The following is a 15,636-nucleotide window of genomic DNA, read 5'->3' on the forward strand; positions in this document are numbered from 1 at the left end:
ATTCTTTTTTTCTCCTAACAATATTTTATAGTAATGTCATTAAGGAGAAAAACATGAATAAACGCATTATACTCTATATTGTCCTAGCAGCGATCGGCTATGGATGCTGGTTAATCTTGCGTCCTCTTTTTTCTTCCATTTTATGGGCTGCGATTATTAGTTTTGCGACTTGGCCTATTTATGTATTTCTCAGGAAATATATTGGTAAGGTATGTGCAGCGTTAGTAATGACGGTTTTTTGTGCATTCTGTATGGTTTTACCGGTTGTCATTTTGACTTCTGCAATTATTGATGATGTTCCAAGAGTTGTGCAATCTATTGCTTCTGCAACTTCATCTATTAATTTTGTTTCGCCTCCTCATTGGATGCAACATATTCCGATTATTAATAAATATTTAGCAAAAACATGGGAGCAAGGTGCTGAACATTTGTTGAGTATCAGCGATAGTTTGCGTCCATATTTCTATGATATTACTCGTGCTTCTTTTTCCATGTTTTTACAAACCATTGGTGGGCTTATTCAATTTGTGTTTGCTTTATTTATTTCTTTTTTCTTTTGGTTAAGTGGAGATTATTTAGGGAAAGTATTGCAGGCATTTATTTATAAAGTTGCAGGACCATCTTCAAATCATTTAGTTGCTATGACAAGTAAAACGATCCTTGGTACTGTGTATGGTATTATCGGTACTGCCTTATTGCAGGGAATATTAACAGGGTGTGGCTTGGCTTTATTTGATGTTCCAGAATCTGTTTTGTTGGGTGGGATCGCTGCTTTTTTATCTCTTTTTCCTATTGGAGCACCTGTTGTATGGATACCTGCAGCTATTTGGTTGCTTATGGGAGGACATACGCTCTCGGCAATTTTATTATTGATCTATGGTGTAGTGATTATTTCTGGTGTTGAGCATATCATTAGACCCATATTTATTTCTTCTGGAAATAAGCTTCCTTATTTATTAAGTGTATTGGGGATTTTTGGTGGTCTTCTTGCTTTTGGTGGGTTAGGAATCTTTTTAGGTCCTGTTTTATTGGGGTTGGGATATACGTTAGTTATTGATTTTTCGATGAAAAATATAGAAAAGACAGAGTGATAACTGATTATAATGTAACTGTTAGATATTGATTTGTATTAAAAGAATAAAAACTATATTCGATATTATTCTTATGATACACTTGTAAATAGTATAAATTATTAAGTCATATAATAATGTCTTATTCATCGCATATAGATCCCCATTTTTATGTTGATACTGAACCTGACCTTCGTTATTTCAAAATAATTAGTTGGAATTTACTTCGAAAAGTCGGTGCTTCTCCGTATGATGTTGCCTATTTAGTCAACACGCATCACCCAGAACTTTTATTGATGCAAGAAGCAACAGAAGAAATGAATATATTACCTCAATTAATTGGGGGATATTATAGCCGCTTCCCTCTCCCAGGTCGTATTCATGGCGTTGCATGTTGGAGCCCCTATCCTTTTAAAGCACCACCGTCGACATGTATATTGCCCAAAGGCGCTTTGATTAAACGTGTCGCTCAATTAATTGACTATGGTAAATTCTGGATTGCTAATGTACATTTATCTCATGGGCAATTATTAAATCGACGACAACTCCAAGTGATTTCAGATTTCTTACCTGATAGAGCCGCAGTTTTGGGAGATTATAATTTAATTGGTCCAACCTTACTGTCTGGATTTCAAGATGTAGGACCACGTGAGCCAACCCATAAAATGGCTAATTTATTTCCTATTCGTCTTGATCGCTGTTTAGTTAGAGGGATGGAGTGTATAGATAAACAAGTATTATCACGTGCTACTTCTGATCACCGTCCAATTATGGTGACGTTAAGACCTATTTAAAAGGGTTGTTTTATAAATACGGTAATAATAATCTTGTTGTAGCATCTCTAAATTTAGCAATAATAGACCTATTTTCTAATTCTTCTAGTGTTAGTAATTTATGGCGATGAAATCCAATAAAATCATCTAAATTTTCAGCAAATTCTTTATGATAAATTTCCATGTTAATTTCGAAATTTAATCGTAAACTACGCATATCGACATTAGAACTACCTACAAAAGACCAAATACGATCAATAACCATTAATTTTGAATGATTAAAAGGTGCTTTGACGAGCCAAATTTTGCAGCCATGTTGTAAAGGCATAAGATTATTGATATTTCGAGCCCAGTCCACTAGACGTTGATTACTTTGTTCAGGGATAACAATCTCGACATCAACACCTCTTATAGCGGCTAGAGATAATAAAGATAAAAAACGGTCATCAGGTAAAAAATAAGGCGTCATAATACGAATAGATTTTCTGGCTAAACTGATCGCTTGCATCATTGTATATTTAATTTTTTCTATATCTGAGTCTGGGCCTGCCGTTATAATCCGACAAATCATATTTCCAGCCGTTTCAGTTTCAGGATAAAAACTTCTTTTATTTAAATCTTCGGCGGTAATAAAGAACCAATCTTGCAAAAAAGCTTCGGTTAGTTCGTGTACAATTGCTCCTGTAATCTTGAAATGCGTATCAGAAACAGGATGTTTTGGATGAAGTGCTAATACATTTTCATTAGCAATATTTAGACCACCTAGGAAACCTACTTTACCATCAACGATTAGGATTTTTTTATGGGTTCTTAAATTAATGAAAGGCATTTTCCAAGGTAAAAATGAGTGCATAAAGCGATCCATTTTTATGCCGTTTTTCTTTAAATATCTTGAAATTGGACAATAAAAATAGCCACTACCAATCCCATCGACTAACACGCGAACAGTAGCTCCTCTTTGTTGAGCGGCAATTAGTGCATCCGCAAATGCTTTTCCTGTTTCATCACTTTTTAATATGTAAGTTGAGAGAAATACACAAACTTTTGCTGAGTTAATAGCTTCTAACATTACAGGATAAGCATCATCCCCATTAAATAAAGGTTCAACGTTATTACCAATTAGTAAAGGACGCCCTGTAAAGCCCTCAACAACTTTAGCTAAAGGATAAAAATGTCCTTTGATATAATAACGCGTCATATTGTCTAAGAGTTTGTTATGCCACGGACGATTATTGACGAGTTTTTGGGCACGGTGAACAACACGATTGACTCCAAACATCATATATAAAATAAACCCTGTAATTGGCATAATGAGTGTAAAACCAATCCAACCAATCGAAGATCTGGTGTCTCTGACATGACGAAGCACATGAAAGATCACTAGCAATATTAAAACAAATCGTAGAATAGCCAAAAATGCATCTTGTTGAAAATCTGTTAAAAATAAATATGTGTAAAACACATGCATTTCATTAAGCTTTCGGTTTTAATATGGTTTGTAATTTTAAAATAAAGTTTTAGTTTTGTTTTATAAATAACGTGACGTTATGATAAAATACCAAGATGAGAAATAGCAATCAAAAATTAGGCTCCCTTGCATATAGCAAAGGATTGTCAGCAGAAAGCCTCGCTGAAACTTATCTAACAAATCATCAGTGGAGTATTGTCCATAAACGATTCCGTTGCCCAACTGGGGAAATTGATCTGATTGCTACAAAAATAAATTGGTTATTATTTGTCGAGGTAAAAGCCAGAAAAAGAATGGATGATGCATTATCTTCTATTACGACAATACAGCAAAAACGTTTGTTGAATACAGCTTCTTATTATTTAGAATATTATCAGCCACAAATAGAAAATGTTCGATTTGACCTAATTGCTATTAACCAGCAAGGTCAAATCGAACATTTTGAAAATATTATTCTAGCTGAGTTCTAAAAAATTAGCTGCGATGACGACGTTTTGCAGCTTTTTTGTGTGTAGAAGAACTATTATAGACAGCATTTTTAATAGATAGTTTGCCTTTTTGTTTATAGGAAACTGTTCTGACAAGTTTAGAAGAATGTGCTGTTCCTCTAGAAGCTGTCTTATAAGCAACTTTACGTGCTTTATAATGACGTACTGCTGGTGCAGCAGTTAAAGATTCTAGGGTTAGTTTGCCAGCTTCAGTTTCTGTAACAATATGTTGAGCTTTTGCTGGTGAAGGAGACAAAGAAATGAGTGCTGCTGCACCAAAAAGCGTACAAATTGTTTTTTTGAAATGTCTGACCATTTATTCTACTCTCTAACGATACACGATAACTGCTTACGGATACAAAAAATATTACGATTGAAAGCTAACGTAAAAAAACTCTCTTGAATACATATAGTTAAGGATAAAAATTATTTTTTTTAATTTTTATCCTTAATGTTGCTTTTATGCTACATAAATTATCGACAAGCGATTTGTTTATCTTTTAAAAGCTGAGCCAATTCACCAGAAGCATACATTTCTCTGACGATATCACATCCGCCAACTAACTCACCTTTTACATAAAGTTGAGGAAATGTAGGCCAGCTAGAGAATTCTTTTAGGCCTTGGCGTAAAGAATCATCTTCTAAAATATTAATATCTTTAAAAGAAACGCCTAAATCTGAAAGGATATGAGCAACTTTTGCAGAAAATCCACAACTTGGGAAGTCTGCAGTGCCTTTCATATAAAGTACAACATCGTTAGAATCGATTTCGTTTTTAATTTGATCGAAAACAGGATTACTCATTATAGTTCCAGTCTTGTAGGTTATAGGGAATCTGTTTGCAAAGCCAAGGCATGAAGATCATTTTGCAAATAATCTCCCAAAGCTTTATAAACAAGTTGGTGTTGTTGGACTTTATTCAAGCCCGAGAATTCTTTCGCAGCAATTTTACAGTAAAAATGCCTACCATCTTTTTTTAATGCGCCAACATCAATATTCGCATCAGGAAAAGCGGTTTTTAAGCGTTCTTCGATTTCAGATACTTCCATGATTTAGACTTTCATTAGTTTTTCAAAAAAGCTTTTTGAAGCGGTTTTCATTCTTGCGATTGTTGTTATTGTGCCTGAAGGCATAACAAGGCTATCACCGCCTGTGCAACCGATATCTCTCGCTGGAATATTTTGCGCTTTAGCAGCTTTGATTAGTGCATCTTTATCTGCTGTCATGACTAAGTAACGTGCTTGATCTTCACCAAACCAATAGGCTTCTGGTCTGATGCCACTTTCAGGAACGTCCAAAGTACATCCAACATTACCAGCCATCGCCATTTCAGCAGCAGCGACCAATAACCCACCATCAGAAAGATCATGGCAAGCTTCAATTAACCCGTTTGCAATGTTTTCTCTGACGAAATCACCATTACGACGTTCAGCTTGTAGGTCAATTTGTGGAGGATTTCCTGTTTCTTTACCAAGGATTTCTCTTAACCATAATGTTTGGCCAAGCTCTCCTTTGGTTGCACCAATTAAAACGATATCATAATCAGCTTTAAATGCATTACCAATGGTTTTAGAAACATCATCAATCACCCCAAGCGCACCAATTGCGGGCGTTGGTAATACAGATACATTTTCGCCATTTGCATCACGGGTTTCATTGTATAATGAAACGTTTCCACTCACGACTGGGAAATCAAGCGCATTACAAGCATCTTTCATTCCTTCAATCGCAGCAACAATTTGTCCCATGACTTCTGGTTTTTCTGGATTTCCAAAATTTAAGTTATCGGTAACAGCTAAGGGTTTAGCACCAGTTGCTGTGATATTACGCCATGCTTCGGCAACAGCTTGAGCCCCACCTTGATAAGCATCAGCTGCACAATAACGAGGAGTACAATCTGTGGTTAATGCCAATCCAATTTGAGTACCATCAACACGAATAATCGCAGCATCTGCCTGGCCTGGACGATAAACTGTTTGTCCACCAATGGTGCTGTCATATTGATCCCAAATCCAAGAGCGAGATGCAAGATCTGCACAACCAAGTAATTTGATTAGAGATTGCTCAATGCTGACATTTACGTCTAATGCACCCAAAGGTTCTGGTTTTGGAGAGGGGGCTGTTGGACGATGATATAAAGGCGCTTCATCAGCCAAAGGTTCTAATGGAATATCAGCTTCTGTTTTGTCATGATGTTTAATAACAATATGACCTGTATCCGTTAAATGACCGATAATCGCAAAATCTAATTCCCATTTTTCAAAGATTTCTTTTGCAAGTTCTGTACGATCTGGACGTAAAACCATTAACATACGTTCTTGGCTTTCGGACAACATCATTTCATAAGCGGTCATTTGTTCTTCACGTTGAGGAACATGATCAAGGTTCAATTCGATACCGACACCGCCCTTACCTGCCATTTCCACAGCGGAAGAGGTTAAACCAGCTGCACCCATATCTTGAATAGCAACAATCGCATCGGTTGCCATTAATTCCAAGCATGCTTCGATCAATAGTTTTTCAACAAAAGGATCGCCAACTTGAACGGTTGGACGTTTTGATGCTGCATCCTCATCGAACTCAGCAGAGGCCATTGTTGCCCCATGAATACCATCACGACCTGTTTTGGAACCCACATAAATGACAGGATTGCCAATACCAGCAGCAGCAGAAAGGAAAATACGGTCTTGTCTAGCAACACCAACATTCATGGCGTTAACCAAAGGATTTCCGTTATAGCTTTCGTGGAAGTTGACTTCACCACCAACGGTTGGCACACCAACGCAGTTTCCATATCCACCAATACCACGTACAACACCATCAACAATATGACGGGTTGCAGGATGATCTGGACTACCAAAACGTAATGCGTTTAAGTTTGCAACTGGGCGTGCACCCATCGTAAAGACGTCACGTAAAATCCCACCAACACCTGTCGCTGCCCCTTGATAAGGTTCGATGAAAGATGGATGGTTATGACTTTCCATTTTGAAGATTGCAGCCAAACCTTGACCGATATCAACAACCCCAGCATTTTCACCTGGACCATGAATAACCCAAGGTGCTTTTGTTGGTAAATTACGCAACCAAGCACGAGAAGATTTATAAGAGCAATGCTCTGACCACATGACTGAGAAAATACCCAACTCTGTTAAGCTTGGGGTTCTGCCCATGATCGTTAAAACTTTTGCATATTCGTCTTTGGATAGACCAAATTCTTTGCCAAGTTCTTCATTTACAATAAGTTGTGGTTTACTCATCGAGTTAATGTCTCCATTATGCCTTGGAAAAGAGGTTTTCCATCTTCGCTGCCCATTAACGGATCAACCATATCTTCTGGATGAGGCATCATTCCGCAAATGCGACCTGTTTTATCAATAATTCCAGCAATCGCATTGATACTGCCATTTGGATTATATTCAGGATTTAATGGATTAATTTCGCCTTCAGGAGAACTGTAACGAAAAACAACTTGGCCTTCGCCTTCTAGGCGTTTTAAATTTTCAGCATCACAGAAATAATTTCCATCTCCATGAGCTGTTGCTGTTCTAAAGACATCACCTTGTTTCCAGCCTCTGGTATACGCAGTATCATTACGCTCAATACGTAAATGACAATCTCTAGAAAGGAATCTTAAGCTAGCATTAGGTAATAATGCACCAGGAAGCAGACCTGATTCTGTTAAGATTTGAAAGCCGTTACAAACGCCCATGATATATCCGCCTTTTTCAGCAAAAGCACGGATTTCATGCATGATTGGGGAATGCGCAGCCATAGCACCACAACGTAAGTAATCCCCATAACTAAATCCACCAGGTAAAACAACCATATCCAGTTGTGGCAATGCTGTTTCACGATGCCAAATGATTGTGGGGGTAACCCCTGTTACGCGCTCAAAAGCGATAACCATATCTCGTTCACGGTTGGTACCTGGAAAGACAACGATACCTATTTTCATTATTGTTTTCCATCTTTCTTCGTATTACATGGATAGGCATCATGTAATGCAGTAAATACAGCAGCCCCAGCAGGTTGAGAAAGCTTGTCTGAATGACCATCCATCCAAGCAATGACTTTGTCTCTCATTTCCTTGCCAGAAACATTGGTTGCAATACAAAAACCAGCAGGTGCATTTATATCCCCTTGATTTTTTGCAAACATCTTTGAGTAAGCCACAGAATCAGCAATACCGCTGATATAAGCATCACATGTTTTTAATGCTTTTTCATTTTTACATAATTGTAAAAATTTTCCAGCTTGCAAGGGTGTTACCCTTTGCGCATCAGCATGTTGAGCCCCAGATAAAGCCATAAAACCAAAACCAGCCAAAAGAACGGCTATTTTTGTCTTCATGACAGCACCTCAACTTGGAAGTCTTCAATGACGCCATTAGCTAATAGTTCTTTAGCCATTTCGCTTGCTCTGGCTTTTGCTTTTTCAGCAGAGTTCTCTTCGACTTCTAGATCGATAACACGTCCAACGCGAACATCTTGGACTTCTGTAAAAGACAGATTATGTAAAGCATGATTGATTGCTTTGCCTTGAGGATCTAATACCCCTTGCTTTAACATAATAATTAAACGAACTTTCATTTAGATACTCTCCGGGCCTTTGCCTTTTATAGATTCAACATTAGATTCAGGTAAAATTTTCAAACGACGTGCGACTTCTTGATAAGCTTCTTCTACTTTTCCAAGGTCACGACGGAAACGGTCTTTATCCAATTTTTCTCCGCTTTCGATATCCCAGAAACGACAATTATCAGGGGAAATTTCGTCAGCTAACACAATATGGGATTCTTCATCTTTCCAATAACGGCCGAATTCCAATTTGAAATCGATTAATTTAATACCAACTCCAAGTAATAATCCGCTTAAAAAGTCATTAATTCTTAGGGTATAAGTAACGATTTCATCCATTTCTTGAACCGTAGCCCAATTAAACGCGGTGATGTAATCTTCTAGTACTAAAGGATCGTTGAGTTCATCATTTTTTAGGTAATACTCTACCAAAGGACGAGGTAAACGAACGCCTTCTTCCAGACCTAAACGCTTAACAATACTGCCTGCGGCAACATTGCGCACAACAATTTCCAATGGAATAATTTCGACAGCTTTAACCAGCTGTTCGCGCATATTTAAACGGCGAATAAAATGTGTTGGAATGCCAATATCTTCAATTTGCGTCATTAGATATTCGCTGATGCGATTATTTAAAACGCCTTTTCCTGTAATGGTTCCTTTTTTAGCACCATTTCCAGCTGTGGCATCATCTTTAAAATATTGAACAATTGTTCCAGGTTCTGGCCCCTCATAGAGGATTTTTGCCTTACCTTCATAAATTTGTCGACGGCGGGTCATAAACGTCCCTTAAATATATATCGTAATAAAGTTGCAACGACTAAGGATTATCTAAAATATACTATATCGAATAACCCTTAATATTATAATATTGACAGAATAGCCTGATTTACAAGCTATTTTGTCAAAGATAATTAATTCTTAGATTTAGGCCCTGTTTCACCAAAAACATTTTGATAAATGTGATCTAGGTTTTGAACATGCATGCTGCCATCCATTGCTTTATCCAAAACAGAGGCATCAATACGTCCAGTAATTTCAGGATCGTTCTCTAAATTCTCTCTAAAACTCTTACCTTCAGGTTTGCCTAGTTTTGTCCATGTTTCCATCGCGGAACGTTGAACAATACGGTAAGATTGTTCTCTGGATAATCCAGCACGAGCAAGTGCTAATAACACTTCCCCAGAATGAACAACACCACCAAGGCTTTCTATATTTTCTTGCATACGTTCAGGATAAACAACCAGTTTTTCCATAACGTTAGCTAATCTGTTTAATGCAAAGTCAAGCGTAATGGTGCCATCTGGACAAATCATACGCTCAACTGAAGAGTGACTGATATCGCGCTCATGCCACAAAGCAACGTTTTCCATTGCAGGAACAACGTGAGAACGAACAATTCTTGCTAATCCAGTTAAGTTTTCTGTCAAAATAGGATTGCGTTTATGTGGCATTGCAGAAGATCCCTTTTGATCAGGATGGAAGAACTCTTCTGCTTCACGAACTTCAGAACGTTGAAGATGTCTAATTTCGATGGATAAACGTTCAATAGAACTTGCGATCACCCCTAATGTAGCAAAAAATGCTGCATGGCGATCACGAGGAATAACTTGGGTAGAAACTGGCTCTGCACTAAGCCCTAAATGTTCAGCAACGTAAGCTTCAATTCTTGGGTCAATATGTGCATAGGTTCCAACTGCACCAGAAATTGCGCATGTTGCGATTTCTTGTCGTGCTTGAAGTAACCGATTCTTGTTACGGGCAAATTCTGCATAATAGCCTGCAAGTTTTAAACCAAAAGTTACAGGTTCTGCGTGGATACCATGGCTACGACCAATCGTTAGCGTATATTTATGTTCAAAAGCTTGTTTTTTAATGGCTTCTAAAACTTTGTCGATATCTTCTAATAAAATATCAGCAGCTTGAGTTAATTGAACCGCAAGGCAAGTATCTAGTACGTCTGAAGAGGTCATGCCCATATGAACAAAACGACTATCTTCACCAATTTTTCCTGCTAACCAAGTTAAGAAAGCAATAACGTCATGGCGAACTTTGGCCTCGATGTCATCAATTGCAGTAACATCTTGAGCATTAAAGCTTGCCATTGCTTTATCACCCTGTTCACGAATAGCTTTTGCTGATTCTTTAGGGATAAAGTCATATTTAGCCATTGCTTCACAGGCCAGAGCTTCGATTTCAAACCAAATACGATAACGATTTTCAGGTGCCCAAATTGAAGTCATAATTGGGCGGCTATAACGCGGTATCATCCCCGTCGTTCCTTTCTATATTCGATAGCTTAAAAAGAGGTTATATCATAATTTTTATAGCTTTCATCCAGAATTTTATATTTCAATCAATAAATATTTTCGTGATATGTTTTGCCCATCGTGCTGACACTTAATTTTAACATGTTTTTGAAATAAGATATGGCTTGTGATGCAGATTTAAACGCTCCAGCTAATTTTAAGCATATTAAAATTGATTGTTATTTCTATAATGATTGAATTAAGATTAATAAAAATTTATGCTATTTTAATTAAGGTTGATTTTTAAATGAACACTTCAGCAATAAAGTCTTTTTGTAACCTAACGACTATTTTAACCGTCTTTTCGATGACGATTGTTGGGTGTAGCAGCAGTAACTCTCAACCTTCTGTACAACCGCAAAGCAATACATCGCTTTCCTCTAAGATATCACAAACATTTTCAGAGCAAAATGGCACGGCAGGTGTTGGGCTGGCTTCCGATGCAACTGTGCAGGAAAAAGTTAATTTATATTTGCAACTTTTACAGCTAAATGGTGGGGATGCTGCTACTTACGCGCAGTTTATGAGCGAAAATCCAACCTGGCCTAATCAACAAGTTTTTTCAAAAAGAATGCAGCAAGCATTGCTAACGGAAACAGACAAGAATGTGATTAGTAACATTTGTCAAAATCAATCCATTACAACCGCAGATGCATTGGCTTTTTGTGCACAGCAAGCAAGCAAAACTAGTCATTTAATTCAACAGGCAAAATATGCGTGGACACATTCTCTTGGCAAAGCAGCAGATGCTCAAGAGGTGAATGCAACTTTTTCTGGGAATTTTACAACACAAGATCAATGGGATCGATTTAATTATCTTGAGTCTCATGGCCTCTTATCTGCTGCTTCTCAACAAATGCAGTATTTACAGCCTTCAGAGCAAAAAATTGCATCTGCTATTCTGGCGTTACGCAGACAAGAACCAACAGCAGAAAGTCTTTTATCTTCTTTAAGTTCTTCTGAGTTGAAATCACCAGGTTTGGTTTATGCGCGTTTACGTTGGTTAAGAACTCAAAATCGTAATGATGAAGCTGTTAAGTTATGGCAAGATGTTGGATTACAAGTCGAACGTAATTCTGACCAAAAGCGCTTTTGGGTTGAACGGAATAGCTTAATTCGTTCTTTGTTGGATAATGGGAATGATAAAACAGCTTATGCGTTAGCATCTGTTGATGCGTGTAACAATAATAGTTGCGAATATGATTCAGCATTTTTAGCAGGCTGGATTTCTCTAAGAAAACTTAATAAAGCTTCAGAATCAATTGGTTATTTTAAGAAGTTAACGCAAGAAAGTTCAGTTATTACAACTAGCCGTGGTTATTATTGGTTAGGTCGTGCCTATCAAGATATGAATAATGCGTCATCAGCCAAAGAAGCTTGGCAGCAAGCTGCCCAATATCCAACAAGCTTTTATGGACAAATGGCGATTGCAGAACTAGAGAATATTCATAATGGCAGTGTGATTTTAAACCCATCATTACTCTCTAATGCAGTCACTAAATATCTGTCGAATGTTAAATCACCTTCCTGGTCATCTTCTGAGTTAAATTCTTTTAAAAACAATGAATTAATACAAGCTGCTCAGATACTGGTTCAACAAGGAGATCTGGTTCATGCTCGTCCATTTTTACTTGCGCAAAATAAAGTAAGCGCTTCAACAACTGAACAAGCAATCAATGCTAGAGTGTCTAATCAGATGGGATTACCTGAAGACGCTGTAACCATGGCGCGTTATGCTGGGGCAAAAGGTGTTGTTCTTTTACAAGATGGTTGGCCTCGTCCCTATACTATTCCAGCCTCAAGCTTACCTTCAGGATTGGAGTTGGGCGTCATGAGACAGGAAAGTAGTTTCAATCCGACAATTGTTAGCCCATCTAATGCTTATGGGTTAATGCAACTCTTACCTTCTACGGCTAAAGAAGTTGCTGTTCAAATTGGCCTTCCTGCAAAAATGGGAACGCCTGGTAACTTAGTGGTACCTGATAATAATATTAAATTAGGAACTGCTTATTTAGAAAAATTACTGTCTCGATTTAATAATGTTATTCCTTATGCTGTTGCTGGATATAATGGAGGGCCTGGTCGTGTTAAACAATGGATAGCTCAATACGGAGATCCATCCAGTAATGCTGATGCACAAAATCAGTTAATTGATTGGATAGAACAAATTCCATATACGGAAACGCGTAATTATGTTCAACGTGTCATCGAGAATACCATTATTTATCAAACAACAATTAATCAGCGTTAATATTTAATAATCTTAATATTAAAGAGGATATGTCATAATGAATGTTAATGATTTAAAACAGCACTTATTCTCTTTATGTTTAGAGCTCGCTGATTTTTGTCAGGCACATGATTTGAAACTTGTAACGGCGGAGAGTTGCACTGCTGGTTTGATTAGTGGTTATTTAACGGATTTACCAGGATCATCTTCTTATATAGAAGGTGGTTTTGTTACTTATTCTAATTATATGAAAGCAACTATGCTAGGCGTAAATCAAGCAAATTTAGATAAATATGGTGCAGTGAGTAAGCAAGTTGCCCTAGAAATGGTGTCTGGTGCTTTAAATAAAGCATTTCATGCGAATATTGCTGTTGCTGTTACTGGATTTGCAGGCCCAGATACTCATGATTTAGTCGGTTTAGTATGGATAGCTATACAAAGAAGAGATCGAAAAGCGATTGCATATCAATATAATTTTTTAGGAGATCGAGAAGTGATAAGGTTACAAACGGTTATTGAAGCTATAAAGCTTTTACTTACCTTATCTTAAGTCATAAAAAAGCCTCTTAGTTATCATAAACTAAGAGGCTTTTTTTTTATTTATGCATTAGCAACAATTATTATTGTGCTGGAGGCATATTATTTGGGTTTACAGCACCTGGTGCAGCTGGAGCTGCAACAGTGTTTCCTGTACCAGGAGCAACAACAACACGTCTGTGATCATATTTGTTAACGTCTTGTAAGCTATCACGGTTTAAAGTTTGTGTTGTTTGGTTACCTGTCAATGGCACTCTTGCACTTGGAGGTAATTGGTTTGAAGGGTTAGGAACAACTTGTTGAGTAGCGTTAGGAGGAGCTGCACCATTGTTAACAGATTGAACAAGTTGTAAGCTACGAGCATTTAAATCTGCAGTTTCTTGGTCACCTTGAGCTACTGTAGGTGTTTTTTTGCTATAGCGATGCCCTTTATAATATTTGTGAGCAGCTGGTTTGTGTTTTGCTGGAGCAGGTGTTGCCGTTGCAGCCATTGCAACATTTGGAACTGCAAAAGCTAAAGCTGCTGCAAAAAGAGACATTTTGAAAACAGAATTCATAATCTAACCTCTACTTAAATATAAAATAAACTAATGTGTGTATAATCTAACATTAATTTATTTTATTGTTAATCAAAAACTATAGTTACGAATGTAATTATAACACTAAAAAATACAAGTGGGGTAACTAATATTTATCACATCTATATTATAAACTTATATACTGTGACTTTTTATCCTACTTAGAAGCGTAACAGAAATCTGCTCTTTTGACAAATGCAGAAACCATTTTTTGTACTGCTTCGTTAAAAACCAAGCCCATTGCTTTTTGCATAATCTTAGATTTAAATTCAAAATCAACAAAGAAATCAATGATACATCCATTTGGATCTGGTAAAAACTGCCATTGATTGCTTAAATATTTCAAAGGGCCGCGATCATAAGTGACAGTAATTCTATTTTCGGCTTTATATAACTCTACACGGCTACCAAAAACCTCTTTAAATGGTCCAAAGCCTACTTTTAAATCTGCTAGAAGTAACTCTTTATCACGATATCGAATATCTGCCCCTGTGCACCAAGGTAAAAATTCAGGATATAAATCAACGGCGGCAACTAAATTAAACATTTGTTCTTGGCTGTGGGCGATAAACCGTTTTTCAGCATGCGTAGGCATATTAAGTTATTCTCCAAATATCATGTCGTTTAAATATAATTTAGTTTGATAAATAAGTAGTGAGACGTTTATTTTTTAATACTTCAAAATCTGTATCAGCATGGTAAGAGGATCGTGTCATCGGGGATGAACTAATTTGTAAAAAACCTTTTGCTTTGGCGATGTGGTAATATTCTTCAAACTCATTAGGCGTTACATAATGTTGAACTGCTGCATGTTTAGGTGTTGGACGTAAATACTGCCCCAATGTCAGAAAATCAACCTGAGCACAACGTAAATCATCCATCACTTGAACAACCTCTTCTTTGCTTTCTCCTAACCCTAGCATCATTCCAGATTTAGTAAAGACATCGGGTTGTAATTGTTTGGCTTCGTATAAAATCCGTAAAGATTGAAAGTAACGTGCACCGGGGCGAATTGATGGATATAATCTGGGAACAGTTTCCATATTATGATTAAAAACATCAGGTTTAACTTTGGAAATCGTTAATACAGCCCCTTCTTTTCTTAAAAAATCAGGTGTTAGTACTTCGATTGTTGTAGATGGTAATGTTTTTCTAATTTCGGTAATCACATGAGCAAAATGCTGTGCTCCACCATCTTTTAAATCATCTCTGTCAACAGAAGTAATAACAACATGACGTAAATTGAGTTTTTGCACCATCAAAGCAATACGTGCAGGCTCATTAGGGTCTATAGGAGATGGTCGTCCAGTTGCTACATTGCAAAATGCACAAGCTCTTGTGCAAATATTTCCTAAGATCATCACTGTTGCATGGCGCTTTGTCCAACATTCTCCAATATTTGGACAAGCTGCTTCTGTACATACTGTATTAAGCTGATATTTTTTAACCAATGCATCTGTTTCCTTAAAAGCAGATGATTGATTAATTTTTACCTTTATCCATTCCGGTTTTGGCAACGAATTGATAGTTTGTTTTTTTTGTTGTGCGTGTTGCACAAGAATTCGCTTTACCGTCATATATAATTCCCTTGTAACTCTATTTA

The 15,636-nt window shown here is 37.1% G+C and carries 18 protein-coding genes; 5 read left to right on the forward strand and 13 right to left on the reverse strand.

What is annotated here, in order from left to right; genetic code table 11:
• The first annotated feature begins 53 nt into the window (after positions 1–53).
• Together CIN_RS04055 and CIN_RS04060 are read left to right on the forward strand one after the other, a co-directional pair.
• On the forward strand, positions 54–1,091 hold the full coding sequence (locus CIN_RS04055) for an AI-2E family transporter (protein WP_040363769.1): 1,038 nt from the start codon (positions 54–56) through the stop codon (positions 1,089–1,091).
• A gap of 116 nt (positions 1,092–1,207) precedes the next feature.
• Positions 1,208–1,864, forward strand: coding sequence for an endonuclease/exonuclease/phosphatase family protein (locus CIN_RS04060; protein WP_008853788.1), 657 nt, complete (start codon positions 1,208–1,210; stop codon positions 1,862–1,864).
• A gap of 10 nt (positions 1,865–1,874) precedes the next feature.
• On the opposite strand, the gene cls is transcribed toward CIN_RS04060, so the two are convergent.
• On the reverse strand, positions 1,875–3,311 hold the full coding sequence (gene cls / locus CIN_RS04065; protein ID WP_050798328.1) for a cardiolipin synthase: 1,437 nt from the start codon (positions 3,309–3,311) through the stop codon (positions 1,875–1,877).
• Between the two features lie 95 nt (positions 3,312–3,406).
• On the opposite strand from cls, the gene CIN_RS04070 reads away from it, so the two are divergent.
• Positions 3,407–3,781, forward strand: a complete 375-nt coding sequence (locus tag CIN_RS04070; protein ID WP_008853790.1) for a YraN family protein — start codon at positions 3,407–3,409, stop codon at positions 3,779–3,781.
• Positions 3,782–3,785: 4 nt separating this feature from the next.
• Here the strand turns inward: CIN_RS04070 and CIN_RS04075 are convergent, their stop codons facing one another.
• The 9 genes from CIN_RS04075 to purB form a co-directional block, all read right to left on the reverse strand.
• On the reverse strand, positions 3,786–4,115 hold the full coding sequence (locus CIN_RS04075) for a hypothetical protein (RefSeq protein WP_008853791.1): 330 nt from the start codon (positions 4,113–4,115) through the stop codon (positions 3,786–3,788).
• Between the two features lie 158 nt (positions 4,116–4,273).
• Entirely contained in the window at positions 4,274–4,603 is a 330-nt protein-coding gene (gene grxD / locus CIN_RS04080) for a Grx4 family monothiol glutaredoxin (RefSeq protein WP_008853792.1), read from the reverse strand.
• Between the two features lie 20 nt (positions 4,604–4,623).
• Positions 4,624–4,848 carry a BolA/IbaG family iron-sulfur metabolism protein gene (locus tag CIN_RS04085; protein WP_008853793.1) on the reverse strand — a complete coding sequence of 75 codons (225 nt, stop codon included), beginning with the start codon at positions 4,846–4,848 and terminating at the stop codon, positions 4,624–4,626.
• 3 nt (positions 4,849–4,851) lie between these two features.
• The gene (purL, locus tag CIN_RS04090) at positions 4,852–7,059 is read right to left on the reverse strand and encodes a phosphoribosylformylglycinamidine synthase subunit PurL (RefSeq protein WP_008853794.1); all 2,208 of its coding nucleotides are present in this window, start codon (positions 7,057–7,059) and stop codon (positions 4,852–4,854) included.
• Positions 7,056–7,757 (reverse strand): phosphoribosylformylglycinamidine synthase subunit PurQ, encoded by a 702-nt coding sequence (purQ, locus tag CIN_RS04095; protein WP_008853795.1) that lies wholly within the window; start codon positions 7,755–7,757, stop codon positions 7,056–7,058. The genes purL and purQ overlap by 4 nt, the downstream gene beginning before the upstream one ends.
• Positions 7,757–8,152 (reverse strand): Rap1a/Tai family immunity protein, encoded by a 396-nt coding sequence (locus CIN_RS04100; RefSeq protein ID WP_008853796.1) that lies wholly within the window; start codon positions 8,150–8,152, stop codon positions 7,757–7,759. The genes purQ and CIN_RS04100 overlap by 1 nt, the downstream gene beginning before the upstream one ends.
• Complete coding sequence (gene purS / locus CIN_RS04105; RefSeq protein ID WP_008853797.1) at positions 8,149–8,391, reverse strand: phosphoribosylformylglycinamidine synthase subunit PurS; 243 nt, start codon at positions 8,389–8,391, stop codon at positions 8,149–8,151. The genes CIN_RS04100 and purS overlap by 4 nt, the downstream gene beginning before the upstream one ends.
• Complete coding sequence (gene purC, locus CIN_RS04110; protein ID WP_008853798.1) at positions 8,392–9,159, reverse strand: phosphoribosylaminoimidazolesuccinocarboxamide synthase; 768 nt, start codon at positions 9,157–9,159, stop codon at positions 8,392–8,394.
• Between the two features lie 134 nt (positions 9,160–9,293).
• Positions 9,294–10,649 (reverse strand): adenylosuccinate lyase, encoded by a 1,356-nt coding sequence (gene purB, locus CIN_RS04115; protein ID WP_040363770.1) that lies wholly within the window; start codon positions 10,647–10,649, stop codon positions 9,294–9,296.
• 286 nt (positions 10,650–10,935) lie between these two features.
• Between purB and CIN_RS04120 the strand changes: the two genes are divergently transcribed.
• Positions 10,936–12,939: a lytic transglycosylase domain-containing protein gene (locus tag CIN_RS04120; RefSeq protein ID WP_050798329.1), complete on the forward strand. Its 2,004-nt coding sequence runs from the start codon at positions 10,936–10,938 to the stop codon at positions 12,937–12,939.
• A gap of 37 nt (positions 12,940–12,976) precedes the next feature.
• On the forward strand, positions 12,977–13,468 hold the full coding sequence (locus CIN_RS04125; RefSeq protein ID WP_008853801.1) for a CinA family protein: 492 nt from the start codon (positions 12,977–12,979) through the stop codon (positions 13,466–13,468).
• A gap of 70 nt (positions 13,469–13,538) precedes the next feature.
• Here the strand turns inward: CIN_RS04125 and CIN_RS04130 are convergent, their stop codons facing one another.
• From CIN_RS04130 to lipA, 3 genes are all read right to left on the reverse strand, one after another.
• Positions 13,539–14,012, reverse strand: coding sequence for a hypothetical protein (locus CIN_RS04130; protein ID WP_040363771.1), 474 nt, complete (start codon positions 14,010–14,012; stop codon positions 13,539–13,541).
• A gap of 178 nt (positions 14,013–14,190) precedes the next feature.
• On the reverse strand, positions 14,191–14,628 hold the full coding sequence (locus tag CIN_RS04135) for a type II toxin-antitoxin system RatA family toxin (protein WP_008853803.1): 438 nt from the start codon (positions 14,626–14,628) through the stop codon (positions 14,191–14,193).
• A 40-nt stretch (positions 14,629–14,668) separates the two neighbouring features.
• Entirely contained in the window at positions 14,669–15,610 is a 942-nt protein-coding gene (lipA, locus tag CIN_RS04140; protein WP_083813318.1) for a lipoyl synthase, read from the reverse strand.
• Between the last annotated feature and the right edge of the window lie 26 nt (positions 15,611–15,636).

Origin of the sequence: Commensalibacter intestini A911 (assembly GCF_000231445.1) — a bacterium.
Classification (GTDB): domain Bacteria; phylum Pseudomonadota; class Alphaproteobacteria; order Acetobacterales; family Acetobacteraceae; genus Commensalibacter; species Commensalibacter intestini.

What these genes read in the sequence shown, in the direction of transcription:
- cls (WP_050798328.1), bottom strand. Translation starts at nt 3,311, where the DNA reads ATGCATGTGTTTTACACATATTTATTTTTAACAGATTTTCAACAAGAT.
- CIN_RS04125 (WP_008853801.1), top strand. Translation starts at nt 12,977, where the DNA reads ATGAATGTTAATGATTTAAAACAGCACTTATTCTCTTTATGTTTAGAG.
- CIN_RS04055 (WP_040363769.1), top strand. Translation starts at nt 54, where the DNA reads ATGAATAAACGCATTATACTCTATATTGTCCTAGCAGCGATCGGCTAT.
- CIN_RS04060 (WP_008853788.1), top strand. Translation starts at nt 1,208, where the DNA reads ATGTCTTATTCATCGCATATAGATCCCCATTTTTATGTTGATACTGAA.
- purC (WP_008853798.1), bottom strand. Translation starts at nt 9,159, where the DNA reads ATGACCCGCCGTCGACAAATTTATGAAGGTAAGGCAAAAATCCTCTAT.
- purB (WP_040363770.1), bottom strand. Translation starts at nt 10,649, where the DNA reads ATGATACCGCGTTATAGCCGCCCAATTATGACTTCAATTTGGGCACCT.
- CIN_RS04070 (WP_008853790.1), top strand. Translation starts at nt 3,407, where the DNA reads ATGAGAAATAGCAATCAAAAATTAGGCTCCCTTGCATATAGCAAAGGA.
- CIN_RS04085 (WP_008853793.1), bottom strand. Translation starts at nt 4,848, where the DNA reads ATGGAAGTATCTGAAATCGAAGAACGCTTAAAAACCGCTTTTCCTGAT.
- CIN_RS04120 (WP_050798329.1), top strand. Translation starts at nt 10,936, where the DNA reads ATGAACACTTCAGCAATAAAGTCTTTTTGTAACCTAACGACTATTTTA.
- purQ (WP_008853795.1), bottom strand. Translation starts at nt 7,757, where the DNA reads ATGAAAATAGGTATCGTTGTCTTTCCAGGTACCAACCGTGAACGAGAT.
- CIN_RS04100 (WP_008853796.1), bottom strand. Translation starts at nt 8,152, where the DNA reads ATGAAGACAAAAATAGCCGTTCTTTTGGCTGGTTTTGGTTTTATGGCT.
- grxD (WP_008853792.1), bottom strand. Translation starts at nt 4,603, where the DNA reads ATGAGTAATCCTGTTTTCGATCAAATTAAAAACGAAATCGATTCTAAC.
- lipA (WP_083813318.1), bottom strand. Translation starts at nt 15,610, where the DNA reads ATGACGGTAAAGCGAATTCTTGTGCAACACGCACAACAAAAAAAACAA.
- CIN_RS04135 (WP_008853803.1), bottom strand. Translation starts at nt 14,628, where the DNA reads ATGCCTACGCATGCTGAAAAACGGTTTATCGCCCACAGCCAAGAACAA.
- purS (WP_008853797.1), bottom strand. Translation starts at nt 8,391, where the DNA reads ATGAAAGTTCGTTTAATTATTATGTTAAAGCAAGGGGTATTAGATCCT.
- purL (WP_008853794.1), bottom strand. Translation starts at nt 7,059, where the DNA reads ATGAGTAAACCACAACTTATTGTAAATGAAGAACTTGGCAAAGAATTT.
- CIN_RS04130 (WP_040363771.1), bottom strand. Translation starts at nt 14,012, where the DNA reads ATGAATTCTGTTTTCAAAATGTCTCTTTTTGCAGCAGCTTTAGCTTTT.
- CIN_RS04075 (WP_008853791.1), bottom strand. Translation starts at nt 4,115, where the DNA reads ATGGTCAGACATTTCAAAAAAACAATTTGTACGCTTTTTGGTGCAGCA.